Source organism: Caldifarcimen microaerophilum, assembly GCF_055387105.1.
In genome coordinates this window covers 51,622-67,380 of the sequence record NZ_AP038914.1, presented here as the reverse complement: position 1 = coordinate 67,380, position 15,759 = coordinate 51,622, and the positions used below count along the sequence as shown (strand labels likewise).

Sequence of the window (15,759 nt, the reverse complement as noted above, 5' to 3'; positions counted from 1 at the left end):
TTCGACATTTCCCCGGACATGTGCTCAGGCACCGGGGGCCGGATGCCTTCGGATCGTTTCAGGATGACCATGTGGGACTGTTCCACTGCCGGCTTGCCATTCTGGACCTCAGCGATGCGGGAAAACAGCCCATGTCCAATGAAGACGAAACCCTCTGGCTCGTGTTCAACGGAGAAATCTACAACTATCCAGATCTCCGAAAAGACCTGGAGGCCCGGGGACACCGCTTCAAAAGCCACAGCGACGCTGAAGCCATCCTCCACGGCTATGAGACCTGGGGGGAGGACGTCCTTTCCAGACTCCGGGGCATGTTCGCCTTTGCCTTGTATGATCGCGCGCGCGGGGAACTTTTTCTCGCCCGGGATCCCTTTGGGATCAAACCCCTCGTGTTCGCCGAACTCCCGCAGGGGTTCGTGTTCGCCTCCGAACTCCGGACCCTTGCCTCCTTCCCCGAATTCCCCCGGGACCTGGACGAGGACGCCCTTCTCCTCTATTTTCGCCTGAATTACATCCCCCATCCCCACACCATCTTTCGCGCCGCACGGAAACTGGAACCCGGCACCGCCCTCCGGGTGAAAAACGGCAACGTGATCCGGCACTGGCGCTGGTTTGACCTCCGACCCGGAACTCCGCCGGCATCCTCCGAAGAAGCGGTGGAACAGGTGGAGCAGGTCCTGAAGGAGTCGGTGCGGATGCACCTTCTTTCCGACGTTCCGGTGGGTGCCTTTCTCTCCGGGGGACTGGACTCTTCCCTTGTGGTGGCCATGGCCCGGGAGCACCTCCCGGACCTCCAGACCTTCACCGTGAGTTTTCCGGACTTTCCCACCTATGACGAAGCCCCCTATGCCCGTTCAGCCGCCGAACATCTGGAAACCCGCCACACCGAAATCCCCGTGACCGCCCGGGAGGCCCTGGACATCCTGGAGCGGGTGGTGGAGCATCTGGACGAGCCCTTCGGGGATTCTTCCCTGGTTCCGGCGTCCATCGTGAGTGAGGTCACCCGCCGGCATGTGAAGGTGGCCCTGTCCGGGGACGGCGGAGACGAATTCTTCGCCGGATACACGAAATATCAGGGACTTCGTCTGGCGGCCTGGCTGGCGCCCCTGCAGCCGGTGCTCCGGGGCCTTGCCCGTCTCCCTCTTCCCGAGCAACGGGGCTCCTCTCTGGGGGAGCGCTGGCGTCAGTTTCGCAAACTGGTGCGCACCGCGAGCCCCGATCCTATCGAGCGGATCCTCTCCACCCTCACCCTCTTTGAGATGAGCGAACTTCCCCTTCCCTCCCTTCGGATGCGGGACGATCTTCTTCACGCCCGGGTCCAGGCGCTCCTGGAAGAAGCGAGAGAGCGCGGGTTTTCAGGGCTCAACGCGGTTCTGTATCTGGACAGCCAGCTTGTTCTTCCGGGGGACATGCTGTTCAAGGTGGACACCGCCAGCATGCGGGTGGCGCTGGAGGTTCGGGTTCCCTTTGTGGATGCCGCTGTGGCTCAAACGGCCTTTTCCCTCCCCGCTGCCCTGAAGCTCCGGGGGTTCACCCGGAAGTGGATCCTTCGGAAGGTTGCCGAACGGTGGCTCCCCGAGAGGGTGATCCATCGCCCCAAAGGTGGATTTGGCATTCCCCTCGGCGAATGGATGCGTGGGGAGCTCCGGCCCACGCTGGAGGATGCCCTCTTTTCCCCCGAAGCCCGGCGGGTGGGTCTGGATGAGGCCGGGGTGCGAAGGCTTCTCTCCGAGCACCTTGCCCGGAAGCGCGACCGGTTCTGGGAGCTCTGGAATCTCTTTGTCCTGGTGCGCTGGGCAGGACGGTGGCTTCCATGAAGGTCGCCGTCGTGGCCTCTTTTGCCCCTTCTCTTGTGAAGTTCCGGGGTCCCCTTCTCCGGGAGCTCGTGAAGAGAGGACATGAGGTCCACGCCCTGGCCCCTGAAAACGATGAACAGGTGAAGCAGACCCTCCGGGAGTGGGGCGTTGCCTTCCACACCTTTCCCCTGGCCCGTCAGGGGGTGAATCCTCTCCGGGACCTCCTGACCCATCGGGCCCTGGAGCACCGGTTCCGAGTCCTCCAGCCGGATGCGGTCCTTGCCTACACCATCAAACCCGTGATCTGGGGGACGCTGGCCGCGGTTCGCGCGGGGGTCCCCCGCCGGGTGGCCCTCATCACCGGCATGGGCGCAGCCTTCACACCCCCGTTTTCATCGAAAAAACGCCTGGTCCGGGGCGTGGTAGAGATGCTGTATCGGATGAGCCTCCCCTTCGCCCACGCCGTGGTGGTCCAGAACCCGGACGACGAGGCCGTGGTCCGGCGATGGGTGTCCCGAGAGAAAATCCACCGCGTGCCCGGTTCCGGTGTGGATCTGGAGGAGTTCCGTCCTGCCCCCTATCCCGAAACCCTCACCTTTCTGATGCTGGCCCGCCTCATTGTGGACAAAGGGGTCCGGGAATATGTGGAAGCAGCCCGGATGGTGAAGGCCCGTCATCCAGAGGTCCAGTTTCGCCTGGCCGGATGGTTTGAACCCGACTATCCCGGGAGCATCGCCCGCGAAGAACTCGAGGCATGGACACGGGAGGGGGTTGTGGACTATCTCGGTTTTCTGGACGACGTGCGTCCTGCGTTGAGGGAATGCTCCGTGTATATCCTTCCCTCCTATCGGGAGGGCACGCCCCGGAGCGTGCTGGAAGCCATGGCCATGGCCCGCCCCGTCATCACCACCAACGCCCCGGGGTGCCGCGAAACTGTGGAAAACGGGGTGAGCGGTTTTCTGGTGCCGGTGAGAGATGCTGGAGCGCTGGCCCGGGCGATGGAACGCTTTGTGGACGACCCGTCCCTGGTGGCCCGGATGGGGCAGGCGGCCCGCAAACGGGCGGAAGAGGTGTTTGACGTGCGGAAGGTGAACGCAATGCTGATCCGTCTTCTGGAGGACACAGCATCATGATCCGTGTCCTGTTCCGCCGTCTGAAAACGTCTTCTCAGGTCCGGGAATCGGCGGGCGTGTTTGCTTTCCGGATCCTGGCCATGATCCTCACGGTGGTGACGGGCTTTCTTCTCGCGCGGGGTCTGGGACCGGCGGATTATGGGCGCTACGGATACGCCATTTCCATCCTGAGTATCCTGACCCTTCTTGTGCAGCTGGGTCTTCCGGTGGTGGTGCTGCGGGAGACGTCCAGAGCCCTGGAGCAGAACATCTGGGGTGAAGTGAAAGCCCTCCGCCGGTTTGCCTTCCTGTGGAGTTTTGGGGTGGGTGGATTGCTCTGGGTCGTCATTCATATGGTCGTTGTGGGCGACTTCCTTTCGGACCCCTCGGGCCGGTGGGCACTGATCCGCGTGATGGCGCCTTTTCTGATCTTCAGTTCCTGGATTGCCCTACAAAACATGACCCTTCAGGGGCTTCGCCGGATCGTTCTTGCGAATTTCCCTGTTCAGGAGGCACTCTATCTTCTCGCCCTCGTGGGTCTTTTCCTTGTGGGAGGTGAACGTCTCCCTCTGAACCGAGTGGTCATGGCCCTCCTCGGAAGCCTGGCTCTGGTCGTGGTCCTGTATCAGGGGTGGCTCCAGCGGATGCTGCCCCCCGCCTATCAAAACGAGCCTCCTTCCTGGCACGTCCGGGCCTGGCTTGCATCCGCCCTGCCCATTTTTCTCGCGACGAGTATGTTCACCCTGAACGGTCAGGTGGATATCTTGATGCTGGGGATGTTTCGGGGGAATGAAGAAATCGGTCTCTATCGCCTGGCCGTCCGGCTTGCGGCCTTTGTGGCCTTTCCCCTGCTCGTTGCGAACGCCTCCATCGGTCCCCGGATCGTGGGCTATTTCGTCCGGGGGGAGATGGAGGCGCTCGCCCGCTGGATCCGGAGGTTCATCCGGATCGCCTTTGTCGCAGCCCTTGTCATCTGGCTCGGGTTTGCCCTCACGGGCCGGTGGATTCTGGGCCTTGCGGGGGAAGCATATCAGGCGGGCTATCCCGCCTTTCTCCTCCTGGGGCTGGCCCAGCTTGTGAACGTGGGCGCGGGATCGGTGGGGTGGGTCCTCCAGATGACCCACAATGAAAAGGACAACGCCGTGGGCGTGGGCGCCGCCCTTCTCCTGAACGTCCTCCTCAACGCCCTCCTCACCCCCCGATGGGGGTTCATGGGCACCGCCCTGGCCACCGCCCTCTCCCTTGCCGCCTGGAACCTGATTCTCACCGCCTTCGTCTGGAAACGCTTCCGCATCCGGGTGGGGGTGCTCTGATCCCCTCAAAAAAGAAACATAAGGACCCTTATGTCATGTTGAGGGAGGATGGTGGGCAAAACCGGGGTCAGAAAAAGGCGGGGGCTGTGGAATATTCATAAACGCATGAAGTGGGTATACCCCCATTTCCGGGCGAATGCAATATGTGCATATTGAACATACTCATCCCGCCCGTTCCAGGAGAATCAGGCGGATGGGGAGTTTCCCGTGGAAAACCTGCCGGTCCGCCCGGATCGCCCACCCGTGGGCCTCGCCGTGTTTCCTCACCAGATCGATCCGGGGGGTCATCAGGCCGATGCGCCCCTCGGGCGCCATGCCCCGTTCCATCTCCCGGAAAAAGGCGGCGTAGACCCGTTCCACCTCCTCCGGATAGGCCACACGTAAACCATAGGGCGGATTGGTGGCCACGAAGGGCACGTTCTGAAACCGCCGGCTGAACCGGGAGACGTTCTCCTGATAAAACCGGATGAGATGGGCCACCCCCGCTCGCTCGGCGTTCCTCCGCGCCCCCTCCACATGCCGGGCAAACCGGTCCCCCAGCGCCACCTCCGGCCCGACCTCCGGAATCCGCACTCCCTCAAGCCGCTCCCGAACCGCTTCCTGCAACCGGGTCAGCGTGGGAATCCGGAAAAGGAGAAGCGTGTCAGCCCGCAGCCAGTAGGGCGGAACCTTGAGCATACCCCACAACGCTTCGATCCCGACGGTCCCTCCTCCGGCCATGGGGTCCACCAGAAGCCCCTGCCCCGCATAGCCCATCATCCGCAGCATGGCCGAGGCAATCGTGCCCTTCATGGGTGCGGGGTGTTCATACGCGCGATATCCCCGCCGGTGGAGACTCTCATATCCCACGAGATCCACCCACACCGCCGCCTCCCCGGAGGGTCCCACATCCACCCGGATGATGAGATCGGGATCGGTCAGGTTCACCCTGGGTCGGCGCACCCGGGCTGTCATCCCTTCCACCACCCCCGCACCGGCTTCCCGCTCCACATCGGGCGAGCGGAAAGGCTGATTCCCCCGCCGGGCCGCCCGGACTGCAAAACTCACGTCTGGAAGACCCCAGTCCCGCCAGTCCAGATCAAAGCAGATCTCCTTGATCCGGGCGAGAAAGGCCTCCACGGGCAGAACCTCCCGGTGGACCAGGATGCCCACCCGGTGGAGAAGGGGCACATCCAGCGCCCGGACCAGGTCGGTTTCGTCCTCAAAGGCAAAGGCTACCCGGCCCCGAAGCCCCTCCGGCCGGGGAAGGACTTCAAAACCCTGCTCCCGGAGAGCCTCCTCAACGAGGTCCTCCAGCCCGATGGCCGTGGTCGCATAACCCGTTCGCATCATGACCCGTCCCGCGTGTGCTTCAGAATTGCGTTCACAAGTTCAGGATTTCCCGCCACCACATCTCCCCGCCACAGCACCTCCTCTCCTCCGTCCCAGTTCCGCACCACCCCTCCGGCCTCCTCCACCAGGAGGATCCCCGCCGCAAGGTCCCAGGGCGAAAGGCCCATTTCAAAAAAGCCGCTGAAGATCCCCGCCGCCACATAGGCGAGATCCATGGCCGCCGCTCCCGCCCGCCGAAAATCCACCACATGGGGAAAGAGCCCGTGAAAAGCCCGGAAATACTGCTCCCGGAGTTCCGGCTTCCGGAAGGGAAATCCCGTGGCCAGGAGGGCCCCGCGAAGTCCCCGGTCCGCCCTGACCGCAAGCCGCCGGCCCGTGTGATCAAACGCCCCTTCTCCCCGCACCGCCCGAAACCGCTCTCCGAGAAGGGGCAGGTCCACCACCCCCACCTCCACTTTTCCCTCCACCAGCAGGGCGATGGACACCGCCACGCAGGGCATGCCGAACACAAAGTTGTTCGTTCCGTCCAGGGGATCCACGATCCAGAGGCGTTCCCCTTCCCGTGTCCCCCCTTCCTCTTCTGCAAGATACGCGCTTCCGGGAAGTTCCAGGAGGATCTCCCGCATCGCCCGCTCTACCTTCACATCCACCGAGGTCACAAAGTCGTCCCGGGACTTTTCCTCCACGTCTTCCCGCCGGAGCCTTCGAAAATGCATCCGGATGATGTCCCTTGCACGGTCGGCCGCCCGTTCAGCGAGGGCCAGTGCCCGAAAACGCATGGTCCACCTCCTCCCGGGTGAAGAAATAAAAGGGATATTCCCGAAATGTGACCGCTTCACACCGCTCCAGTTCTTCTGAAAGCCGCTGGATTTCTTCATTCAGATCACGAAGGCGGGCCTGGACTTCCGGAGTGTCCAGCATCGCCCGGTTGAGGGCTTTCATCTCCCGGTGAAGACGGGAACGATCCGCGCCGGGATCCTGAAACGCCATCACCCGTTCTTTTTTGGCACGTTTCAGCGGGTGATCTTCCGGAAGATACCGTTCAGGTTTGTGGGGGATGTGTTTGAGTTCCTCCCGGCGTTTCTCGAGTTCCTGACGCAGGGCCTCACAGTCCCGGTCCGCAAGTCCCAGGCTCAGCGTCACCGCCACCCGGGGCCGGACCCGGAAACCGAGGTCCTGCGCCACCTGGTCGGTCACTTCGTCGTAATGGAGTCCACCCCACCCGTGGATAAAAAAATCCGTGGCCACGTACCGGTAAAAGAAGGTGAGCATCAGGGCTTTCGGGTAAACGGATCCCAGGACATCCGGATCATCCGGCGTGCTGACGTCCCGCCCCCGCGCCCGGAGTTCCCGGGTTTCGGCGTGGATCCAGAGGGTGTCCCGCCCTTCCTCATCAATCCACCAGAAGGGAAGTTCCACCCAGGGGTCGCGTCGTTCCAGATCCCGGAAAGGCTGGGCGCGGGTGCGGATGCGGTGACGTCTCCGGTAGTCCACCAGCGCGTTCTGGATGCGTTCCCACAGGGCAAGGGGCTCCCGGGTGATCCAGGACAGGAACGCGCCAAACGCCCGGGTGGCAAAGATCGAATGGGTGGGAAACACAGTCCATGCAGGATCGCCGTACCAGGCAAGAAATCCCGTGAGAATCCGGTGATCCAGGGGGTGTTCGCCCTCCGGGAATCGGGAAAGGTTGATTTCCACCGTGGATTTTCTCCAGGACAGGTCCAGTGCGTCCAGGAGTTCATGGGCGCCCCGCAGCATCTCGTCCCGGGGCAGGTCCTGGTGCATTTGATGATAGGTGCTGGGGCGATCCGCAAAGGGCCGGATCCAGGTCACCCGTCCGTTTCGCAAGGCGGGATAGGCAAACGCTGCCACAGGGCTGTGGGTCTGGAGGTGGAAACTTCCCCACCACCCGAAGGTCCGAACCGCCTGCTCGAGCGCCAGGAGTTTCGCCACAATCCCGGGATGGAAGGGCCAGGGCTGGTGGCCCGCGGCCACCCACACCGCATCCTGGGGCACACCCAGTTCTTCCCGCAGCGACCGTCGGATGTCCTGGAGAAGGGGATCATGGACAAGAAGTTCAGGCCAGGTGTCCAGAGGATGGGTCCAGGCAGGACCCCGGGCGGGGATGTCCTTGGAAGGGGTATGGATCTTCATGAACCCTCAGGAGAGATCGAGAAAGGTCCGGAGGTTGCGCACCCCGATTTCCTCTTCCGTATAGAAAGGCTCCCCATACCGGGCGCCGATGAGGGCGCCATAGAACCGGGCTTTGGCTTCCATCCGCTCCCACAGCCACTCCGCCCGGTTCCCCCAGCCGAACTGGGAGGCATAGATCTCCACAAGTTCCCGTTTCCGGGGAAAGGTTTCCGAGACGTCCACGATGAAACGAGGCCGAAAGAGAAAGTTCAGGTGACTCGGGGAATAGAAAATCATCTTTTCCGGATAATGGGGTTCCCCCGGCATATCCGTTTTGGTGAGTTTGGCATAAAACCGGGAAGCAATGCCCAGGAAGTGGGACTGGATGTGATCGGGATGGGCGTCCTTGATCCAGGGAATGAACACATACCGGGGTTTTGCCAGACGGATCACACCGGCCACCCGGTAGCGCGCCTCCACTTCGTCCATGAGTTCCCGGTTCTTGAGGTCCAGGATCACCCGGAAGTGGATGCCCATGCGTTCAGCGGCTTTCCGGGCTTCTTCCCGACGGGTTTCCGGACTCCCCATGGGGGTGGGTTCGCCGTTCGTGAGGTCCACCACACCCACCCGGATCCCCTCCTCCACCATCTTTATGAGGGTCCCCCCCATGGCAAGCTCGGCGTCGTCCGGGTGGGGGGCAAGCACCACCACATCCACCGGCGCGAGGTCTCCGAACACGACGTCCATTACGGACCCGTCCAGAGATAGAGCACCTGAGGATAGGGTTTGAGAAGGGAAGACACGGAGAAAGAGGACTCCCCCACAGTTCCTTCAATGAGCCGCCGCAGAAGGGGTTTGCGGGGGGCGGGAGGATACACATACACGGGATCGCCCTCGATCCCCGCCATTTCTTTCATCAGACTTTCGGCTTCGGCAAAGGAGCCCACCGCGTCCACAAGGCCATACCGCAGGGCTTCCTCGCCGGTGAACACCCGGCCGTCTGCATAGGGCCGGAGGGAATCTTCCGGAAGGCCTCGCCCCTCGCTCACGTGGCGGATGAACTGGGCGTGCATCTCCTCCAGAAGGTGCTCAAAATAGCGGATTTCCTCTTCCTTCATGGGGCGCCAGGGGTTGCCGGCATCCTTGAGTTTGCCCGCCTTGAAGGTGCGCATCCGGAGGCCGATCTTTTCGCCGAGTTCGTAATATTCCGGAAGCTGGGCGATCACCCCGATGGACCCCACGATGGCACCCGGCTGGACCACGATTTTATCAGCGATTGCAGCAACGTAATACGCACCGGAGGCACCGAGAGAGGGAATATAGGCGATCACCGGGATGTTTTTCTCTTCTTTCAGCCGTTTCAGGGCGAAATACAGGGCCTGGCTTCCGCCCACCGTGCCGCCGGGACTGTCGATGTGAAGGAACACCGCCCGGATGGATTTGTCCCGGAGTTCATCGATCCAGTCCAGCGTCCGGGAGACATCCACAATGGGACCGTGGACCTCCACCCACCCCACCTTCCGGCCTCGCTCGGGAAGGTCTTTCACTTTGGGAAACAACCAGCCCGCAAGGAGAAGAAGAAGAAACAGCCCTAGGAGGGTTCCCCAGAAGCGAATCATGCCACCGCGGTCTCAGGGAGGACCAGGAATTCCCGGATCTCCCGTGCCGGGAGCCCGAAGGCTTTGCCGTAGGTGATCATCCGGAGGTTGGTGACTTCGTTGTCCTTGGCATAGATATAGGAGAGGGGAATGCCGATGCCAAGAGGATCGGTTTTGCGGGCCTCCAGGGCATGGCGGACCATCCGCTCTTCCAGTTTGCGCTCCACGGACGGGAGATCCATGGGCGACAGACCGGAGGGAATGGCATCCCCGAACACCGTCCCCCGCAGGGCGTTCCGCACATCATCAAAGCTCTGGGCTTCCAGGAGACGCCGGCGCCGGGCCGGGGAGAGATGGCCCCCCTCCAGCCACACCATCCGGCCGGCAGGGCGGACACCTTCCCGGACAAAAAGAAGCACTCCCAGAATGTTGCGCACGTCAATCCAGAGTTCCATGATGTGCCGGACAAGCTCGGCGTTGGGGTCCCGGGAGGCCAGACGCTCGGTGGCCCAGGCCACATACCCACTCACCAGGTGCTGCTCCAGCAGATCCACCCGCCCGGCTTCCGCCGCCTTGAACACCTCGCGGGTGAGGCGGAAGGGGAGGGTCAGGTTCCAGGTAGCCAGGACCTCGAGCACGTCCCGGGCGGTCTCCCGGGCCAGGAGGTCTTCCAGCCGGGTGGGATCCAGAATGCCCGCCGGAAGAAGGGAAAGGCGGATTTCTGCCGGACCGATGCCCAGGATTTTCCCGCGGAGAATGGAAAGGAGGTTGTGAACATCATACCGGCCGAACACCACGTCCAGAAGTTCCCGGGGGCGTCCCCCCGAAAAGGAGATGATCTTCCGGTAGGTCCGGCTCAGGTTCCGGTGGAGGGCGCGCTGAATCCGGTCTTCCAGGTCCAGGTCCTCACTCACCCGGAGAAGATCCTCACCGTAGGGCGTTTCCCGGAGAGCAGGAAACAGGTCTTCCAGAGACTCCGTCCGCAGAAGCTCCTCATACACCTCCACCCCGAGGAGCCGGCTTTTGTGGGCCCGAATGCGTGCGTTGATGTATCCGTAATCGTCAACCATGGCAAGAAAAAAGCATGCCGGGGGCGGGACTCGAACCCGCACGCCCTTACGGGCACATGGCCCTCAACCATGCGCGTCTGCCAATTCCGCCACCCCGGCAGCGTCGGACTTAATTATACATCTTCAGGGGGGGAGGGTCAAATAGGCATGTACCATGACAATACATCCTGACCCACCCCCCCGAAGTTCTGGCAATGGGAGGAACGGGTGGACATATACCTTTTGGCCGATCTCCCCCACTGTCATCGCGCAACCCGCTCCCCCGTTCAGGACAGCGATTTGTGGCAGAACCACCAGTCGTAACAGTCGTAGGTCTCTTTGTGCTTCTTCGCGGTTTCGACGTCGGTCGGCGGGGGAACAATCACCCGATCACCCATCAGGTCGTTCTCGGGCCAGTTGGCGGGTGTGGCCACGCCATGTTCATCAAAGGTTTTGAGAGCCTTGACTGCCCGAAGGATCTCGTCGATGTTGCGCCCGATTTCCTGCGGATAATACAGAATCAGCCGCACAACGCCCTTCGGATCCACCACAAACACGGCCCTCACCGTGTTGGTTCCCTTGCCGGGGTGGATCATGCCGAGGGCCGCGGCGACCTGATCGTTGGCCGCGATCACCGGGAACTCAATCCTGACCCCGAGATGTTTCTCGATCCACTCGATCCACTTGATGTGTGAGAAGACCTGATCCACACTCAGCCCCACCAGTTCCACGCCGAGTTCGCGGAAAGCATCGTAACGTTTCTGGAACGCGACAAACTCGGTGGTGCACACCGGCGTGAAATCCGCCGGGTGACTGAAAAGCACAAACCACTTGCCCCGGAAGTCGTCTGGAAGCTTCATGGGGCCGTGGGTGGTTTGAACTTCGAGGGTCGGGAAAGTTTCTCCCAGGAGCGGGATCCGTCCTTCCATGGCTATCCTCCTTTTGTTTATATTTGCACTTTACAATTATATACCCGGAGGGGCGAACTGTCCATGGGTCGAAAGGGAGAAGGGTCGTGGGTTGAAGAAGAAATACGGATGGATCCGACGGACTCAAGCGTGATTATGGCACAGCAAATCCAGCCAAACGATTTGCTGTGAAGGCATACCCCCTGCTCCCGCCCCGGTTGTTCGGCCTTTTCTTCAGCCGAATTTCCCCGAGACATAGGCCTCGGTGAGCTTTTCCCTGGGACGGATAAAAATCTCCTCGGTGGGGCCGAACTCCACGAGCTCACCAAGGTACATAAAGGCCGTGTAATCGGCCACCCGTGCCGCCTGCTGCATGTTGTGGGTCACCACCACGATGGTGATTTCGTCCCGCAGTTCCGCCATCAGATCTTCGATCCGGGAGGTGGCGATGGGATCCAGGGCTGAAGTGGGCTCATCAAAAAGGAGCACCTCGGGGCGAACGGCAAGGGCCCGGGCGATGCACAGGCGCTGCTGCTGCCCTCCGGAAAGGGAATAGGCATGGGCATCCAGGCGATCCTTCACCTCATCCCAGAGGGCGGCTTTGGCCAGGGCCCACTCCACCCGTTCCCGGAGTTCCGCTCCCCGAATCCCGTGGAGCTTCAGACCATAGGCCACGTTATTAAAGATGCTGGTGGGGAAGGGGTTGGGCTTCTGAAACACCATCCCGATGCGGGTTCGGAGCTCCATCACGTCCACACCCGGCTCCAGAAGGTTCACCCCGTCTGGATAGAGAACGATTTCCCCCTCATAGCGGGTTCCGGGGTAAAGGTCGTGCATGCGGTTGAAGCACCGGAGGAGTGTGGTTTTTCCGCACCCCGATGGACCGATAATGGCCGTGACCCGCTTCTCATACACGGGCAGCGAGATGTTTTTCAAAACCTGATGGGTGCCGTAATAGAACGAGAGGTTGCGCACCTCAAGTTTCACGGGCGGTGTCATGCCGTGATGATACCGTGCAGAGGTTAACGAGCGGTTAACGTCCCTGGAAAGTTTCCAGCTGAGAAAGGGCCTGGAGCTGGGCCTGCGCCGTCCCGGTGAGGGGGTGATTGGGGAAGCGGTTCACCACGTCCTGAAGCAGGTCCCGTGCCCGATCCGTATGCCCCCGGATCACCCAGAACTGGGCCACGTCCAGCGCCGCGGTGATGGCCCAGCCCGGTGCGTCCTTCCGGAAGCGGTTCCAGAGAATCTGGCCCTCCAGGACGGCGCGGGCGTAATCCCCCAGGGCTTTCCAGGCCTGCATGGCAAAATACCGGCGCTCTCCCTCTTCTTCCGGTCCCACCAGGCCCTTCAGGCTTTCCAGCACACGGAGGGCTTTGTCGGGCTCCCGCTGTTCCGCAAAGATCCCGGCCAGGAGGAAGGCGCCCTCCGTCCAGATGTTATGGACGTCGGCATAGTCCTGAACCAGGCGCTCCAGATAGGCCACCGCCCGATCCAGACGCCGTTCGTCTTTCTCCAGAATGCCCAGGTGATACAGGGCGAGGGCCTGGAGTTTTCGGTCCTCGGCACGCAGGAGAAAGGACCAGATCCGTCCTGCCCGCACCCGATCCCCTTCCCGATACAGAACCCGGGCCCGGCGATGGAGCCACCGGCCCACGGGGGCGAGTTCCCGGGGAAGCTCCCCCTGAAGGTGCTCCAGAAGAAGCGTGTCCAGGGATTGAAAGGTGAGCAGCACCCGGAGGCGATCCGAAAGGGATTGAAGGGGCGGAAGGGAATCCAGCGAGGGGAAAGGTGTGAGGGTGTCCACCATCCAGTGGATCCGGAGGCTTTCGGGAAGGAGGGCCAGAAGGGATGAATCCACCTCGGGCCGTTGGGGGGACAGGCCGAGAAGAAACCGGACCACTCCAGCTTCGGGGCTTTTGGGGGCGTGAAGACTCAGGACGCCCGCCTCCTCAAGGTCGCCCTTCTGAAGGGCCTCACGGAGGAAATGCCGGGCCAGGGGAAGGCGGAGGGTGTCGGGAAGAGGCCGGGCCAGAAAACTCCGCCAGATTTCCGGAGGTTCCGGGATTTCCCGGACAACGCGTTCCAGGAGGGAGAGCTCGGCCCTGAGGGCATGGGGGGTGTAAAGCTCCAGGGCTTCCCGAAACGTCTTCGGGGGAACGATGAGAAGGTAGTCCCGCAGACCTTTCCCGTCCCGGACGTCCAGATACCGGAAGGCGCTGTCGGGTTCGCGGGCCTCAACGAAGAAGGCGAAAGCAGCCTTGTGAGCGAGATCACCCTTCAGATAGCGCATCATGTCCCGGAAGGGCCGTTCCATCCCCTTCCGTCCCAGGAAACGGGCCAGGAGGAGGACCTCCCGGGAGGAGAGTTCCGGGATGGGAATCCGTGTCACCGGTGGACGGGGAAGATCGGCTGCAAGGGAAAGATCCAGAACGGGCAGGAAGGACAGGCTATCCAGTGCTTCCATCCAGTCCACCAGACTGTCCAGCAACGCTCCCGTGCTTCGACCCCAGAAACGGTCCCGGGCAAAGCGCAAATAGTGCAGTTCGAAGAGTTTCCGGTCCACCGGGGGGATCCCGGTACGGGGAGGCGGCCACCCCTCCAGAAGCCACACCGTGCGGGCCCGGGCAAGGAGGGTTTCGGGAGAGAGGGTCGTGATCCCGGAAAGGAGCACGCGTTCATGGCCAGGAGCCGGGCGAAGAGGATAAAAGTCCGCGTCCTTTTCTCCGGTTTGCTCCCACCGGAGTTCCTTTCGCCACCGGGACCGTTCCTCCGGCCAGCCCCGACCCCATCCCTCGAACACGCGGAGCACAGAATCCCTCAGACTGTCCGGTGTGAGTCGAAGAACCGAGTCCACGGAGAGGGCGCAGGCGAAAGGACCCGTCTCTCCGGGCAGACACCGCAGGGAATCCTTCAGAATCCATGGAGCCAAGGCCTCCGGGGAGACGTTCCCTGCCAGCACGGCCTGGAGGGTGTCTCCCCGACAGAGCAGCATCTGTCCTGTGTCCCGTCCCTCCTGCAGGATCCAGGAGCAGGGGCGCTGGTTTTCCGGGAGGTTGACCCGCTTTCCCAATGCCCGGAGCTCCTGCACGATCCCGAACCTGAGGGAGTCGGGAAGCCGGGGCAGCAGGACCTGGAGGGTTTCCGGGGGGAGGGTGAAGAGATAGGGTTCGAAAAGCCTGAACGCCGGATGGGCGGTGTCTTCCAGAGCACGAACCAGCGTCCAGGCTTCCTGCATCAGGGGTAGATAAGGATCCGGATGGTGGAGGAACCGGGTGAGGAGCACGCGGGAGAGGGCGGTGTCCCCCAGGGCGAGGGCACACCGGGATCCGCCCAGAAGGGCCTGTGCCCGCTCGGGAGAATTCGGGGAATAGGCGATCTGGAGATAGAGGGGCAGGGCGGCATCACACCGTCCTTCCCGGGCGAGGTTCCGGGCGGATTGGAAGAGGGGAGAGAGGGCGATCCCCAGAAGGAGAAGGTTCATTCCGCGCCCGGCGGTGTCAGCACGACCTTCACGGCTTCTCCATCCAGAATGGCCTGAAACCCCTCCTCAATCCGCTCGAGGGGAAGGCGATGGGTGATGAGGGGAGCGAGGTCCACTTTCCCCGAAAGGATGAGTTCCTGCGCCCGCACCCACGTGGCAAAAATCCGTCGCCCGTGGATCCCGATGGCGTGAAGGCCTTTCAGGATAAAGGTGTCCCAGTCGTAGGAAAAGGGTTTTCCGGCAAGCCCCAGCAGACTCACCACCCCCCCGTTCCTGAGGAGCTGGAGACCGAGTTCAAAGGCTCCCGAGGCTCCGGAAAATTCCAGATGCACATCCGCAGATCCGCCAAAAAAGTCCCGGAGGGTTTCAACGGCGTCCGGTTTCGTGGGGTCCACCACCAGGTCTGCGCCGAGTTGTTCGGCGAAGGACGCCCGGAGAGGACGGGGCTCCGCCACGGCGATCCGGGCTGCACCCAGCGCCCGCGCAACCAGAAGGCCCATCAGCCCGATGGGTCCCGCCCCGGTGATCAGCACGTTTTTTCCCTCCACATGGGCCTCTTCCACCGTGTACACCGCATTGCCAAAGGGCTCCATCAGCGTGGCGATCTCAAAGGGGATGGAGTCCGGGATTTTCCAGGCGTTCACGGCGGGAATCACCAGATATTCCGCATAGGAGCCGTCCCGATCAATGCCGATGGTCTGGAGGTTCTCACAGAGATGGAACTCGCCCAGCAAACACATCCGGCAGGACCCGCAAAAGATGTGGGTTTCCACCGCCACCCGGTCTCCCTCCTTCAGGTTCCGGACCCCCCGCCCCACCGCCTCCACCACCCCGGCCGTCTCGTGACCGATGATGAGAGGGGGATGGATGTGCTCCCGGGACCAGGGGTCAAACCGGTAGATGTGGACGTCCGTTCCACAGATGGAGGACCGCTGAACCCGGATCCGGATTTCTCCATCTCCAGGTTCGGGAACCGGAACGTCACGAATTTCCACGCCCGGCTCCGGCCGGGTCTTCATGACGGCCATCATGGTTGCCAT

13 protein-coding genes and 1 tRNA gene are annotated in these 15,759 nt (G+C 62.3%); 3 read left to right on the top strand and 11 right to left on the bottom strand.

Going from position 1 to position 15,759, the window contains the following annotated elements; all coding sequences use genetic code 11:
- The first annotated feature begins 20 nt into the window (after positions 1 to 20).
- From asnB to AC6HU3_RS00340, 3 genes are read left to right on the top strand one after another with little or no spacing between them, the layout of a single operon-like run.
- Complete coding sequence (gene asnB / locus AC6HU3_RS00350) at positions 21 to 1,814, top strand: asparagine synthase (glutamine-hydrolyzing) (protein ID WP_497473823.1); 1,794 nt, start codon at positions 21 to 23, stop codon at positions 1,812 to 1,814.
- A complete protein-coding gene (locus AC6HU3_RS00345) occupies positions 1,811 to 2,926 on the top strand; it encodes a glycosyltransferase family 4 protein (protein WP_497473822.1) in 1,116 nt (371 codons plus the stop codon). Before asnB ends, AC6HU3_RS00345 begins: the two co-directional genes overlap by 4 nt.
- Positions 2,923 to 4,218 carry an oligosaccharide flippase family protein gene (locus AC6HU3_RS00340; protein ID WP_497473821.1) on the top strand — a complete coding sequence of 432 codons (1,296 nt, stop codon included), beginning with the start codon at positions 2,923 to 2,925 and terminating at the stop codon, positions 4,216 to 4,218. The genes AC6HU3_RS00345 and AC6HU3_RS00340 overlap by 4 nt, the downstream gene beginning before the upstream one ends.
- A 162-nt stretch (positions 4,219 to 4,380) precedes the next feature.
- Here the strand turns inward: AC6HU3_RS00340 and AC6HU3_RS00335 are convergent, their stop codons facing one another.
- The 11 genes from AC6HU3_RS00335 to tdh all read right to left on the bottom strand — a co-directional run bounded on the left by AC6HU3_RS00335 (position 4,381) and on the right by tdh (position 15,759).
- On the bottom strand, positions 4,381 to 5,550 hold the full coding sequence (locus AC6HU3_RS00335; protein WP_497473820.1) for a THUMP domain-containing protein: 1,170 nt from the start codon (positions 5,548 to 5,550) through the stop codon (positions 4,381 to 4,383).
- On the bottom strand, positions 5,547 to 6,329 hold the full coding sequence (locus AC6HU3_RS00330; RefSeq protein ID WP_497473819.1) for an inositol monophosphatase family protein: 783 nt from the start codon (positions 6,327 to 6,329) through the stop codon (positions 5,547 to 5,549). Before AC6HU3_RS00330 ends, AC6HU3_RS00335 begins: the two co-directional genes overlap by 4 nt.
- On the bottom strand, positions 6,301 to 7,704 hold the full coding sequence (locus AC6HU3_RS00325; protein WP_497473818.1) for a hypothetical protein: 1,404 nt from the start codon (positions 7,702 to 7,704) through the stop codon (positions 6,301 to 6,303). Before AC6HU3_RS00325 ends, AC6HU3_RS00330 begins: the two co-directional genes overlap by 29 nt.
- 6 nt (positions 7,705 to 7,710) lie before the next feature.
- Positions 7,711 to 8,430 (bottom strand): bacillithiol biosynthesis deacetylase BshB1, encoded by a 720-nt coding sequence (gene bshB1, locus AC6HU3_RS00320; protein WP_497473817.1) that lies wholly within the window; start codon positions 8,428 to 8,430, stop codon positions 7,711 to 7,713.
- Positions 8,430 to 9,302, bottom strand: a complete 873-nt coding sequence (gene sppA / locus AC6HU3_RS00315; RefSeq protein WP_497473816.1) for a signal peptide peptidase SppA — start codon at positions 9,300 to 9,302, stop codon at positions 8,430 to 8,432. Before sppA ends, bshB1 begins: the two co-directional genes overlap by 1 nt.
- Positions 9,299 to 10,351, bottom strand: a complete 1,053-nt coding sequence (locus AC6HU3_RS00310; RefSeq protein ID WP_497473815.1) for a V-type ATPase subunit — start codon at positions 10,349 to 10,351, stop codon at positions 9,299 to 9,301. Before AC6HU3_RS00310 ends, sppA begins: the two co-directional genes overlap by 4 nt.
- A 15-nt stretch (positions 10,352 to 10,366) precedes the next feature.
- A tRNA-Leu gene (locus AC6HU3_RS00305) sits at positions 10,367 to 10,450 on the bottom strand.
- Positions 10,451 to 10,617: 167 nt separating this feature from the next.
- Positions 10,618 to 11,259: a peroxiredoxin gene (locus tag AC6HU3_RS00300; RefSeq protein ID WP_497473814.1), complete on the bottom strand. Its 642-nt coding sequence runs from the start codon at positions 11,257 to 11,259 to the stop codon at positions 10,618 to 10,620.
- Positions 11,260 to 11,472: 213 nt separating this feature from the next.
- Positions 11,473 to 12,237 (bottom strand): phosphate ABC transporter ATP-binding protein PstB, encoded by a 765-nt coding sequence (gene pstB, locus AC6HU3_RS00295; RefSeq protein ID WP_497473813.1) that lies wholly within the window; start codon positions 12,235 to 12,237, stop codon positions 11,473 to 11,475.
- A gap of 34 nt (positions 12,238 to 12,271) precedes the next feature.
- On the bottom strand, positions 12,272 to 14,719 hold the full coding sequence (locus AC6HU3_RS00290; RefSeq protein ID WP_497473812.1) for a tetratricopeptide repeat protein: 2,448 nt from the start codon (positions 14,717 to 14,719) through the stop codon (positions 12,272 to 12,274).
- Complete coding sequence (gene tdh, locus AC6HU3_RS00285) at positions 14,716 to 15,759, bottom strand: L-threonine 3-dehydrogenase (protein WP_497473811.1); 1,044 nt, start codon at positions 15,757 to 15,759, stop codon at positions 14,716 to 14,718. Before tdh ends, AC6HU3_RS00290 begins: the two co-directional genes overlap by 4 nt.

Bases quoted from the DNA above. Each gene is read 5' to 3' on its own strand.
- tdh (WP_497473811.1), bottom strand. From the start codon at position 15,759: ATGGCAACCATGATGGCCGTCATGAAGACCCGGCCGGAGCCGGGCGTG.
- AC6HU3_RS00335 (WP_497473820.1), bottom strand. From the start codon at position 5,550: ATGATGCGAACGGGTTATGCGACCACGGCCATCGGGCTGGAGGACCTC.
- AC6HU3_RS00340 (WP_497473821.1), top strand. From the start codon at position 2,923: ATGATCCGTGTCCTGTTCCGCCGTCTGAAAACGTCTTCTCAGGTCCGG.
- AC6HU3_RS00325 (WP_497473818.1), bottom strand. From the start codon at position 7,704: ATGAAGATCCATACCCCTTCCAAGGACATCCCCGCCCGGGGTCCTGCC.
- AC6HU3_RS00310 (WP_497473815.1), bottom strand. From the start codon at position 10,351: ATGGTTGACGATTACGGATACATCAACGCACGCATTCGGGCCCACAAA.
- pstB (WP_497473813.1), bottom strand. From the start codon at position 12,237: ATGACACCGCCCGTGAAACTTGAGGTGCGCAACCTCTCGTTCTATTAC.
- AC6HU3_RS00300 (WP_497473814.1), bottom strand. From the start codon at position 11,259: ATGGAAGGACGGATCCCGCTCCTGGGAGAAACTTTCCCGACCCTCGAA.
- AC6HU3_RS00290 (WP_497473812.1), bottom strand. From the start codon at position 14,719: ATGAACCTTCTCCTTCTGGGGATCGCCCTCTCTCCCCTCTTCCAATCC.
- AC6HU3_RS00330 (WP_497473819.1), bottom strand. From the start codon at position 6,329: ATGCGTTTTCGGGCACTGGCCCTCGCTGAACGGGCGGCCGACCGTGCA.
- AC6HU3_RS00345 (WP_497473822.1), top strand. From the start codon at position 1,811: ATGAAGGTCGCCGTCGTGGCCTCTTTTGCCCCTTCTCTTGTGAAGTTC.
- sppA (WP_497473816.1), bottom strand. From the start codon at position 9,302: ATGATTCGCTTCTGGGGAACCCTCCTAGGGCTGTTTCTTCTTCTTCTC.
- bshB1 (WP_497473817.1), bottom strand. From the start codon at position 8,430: ATGGACGTCGTGTTCGGAGACCTCGCGCCGGTGGATGTGGTGGTGCTT.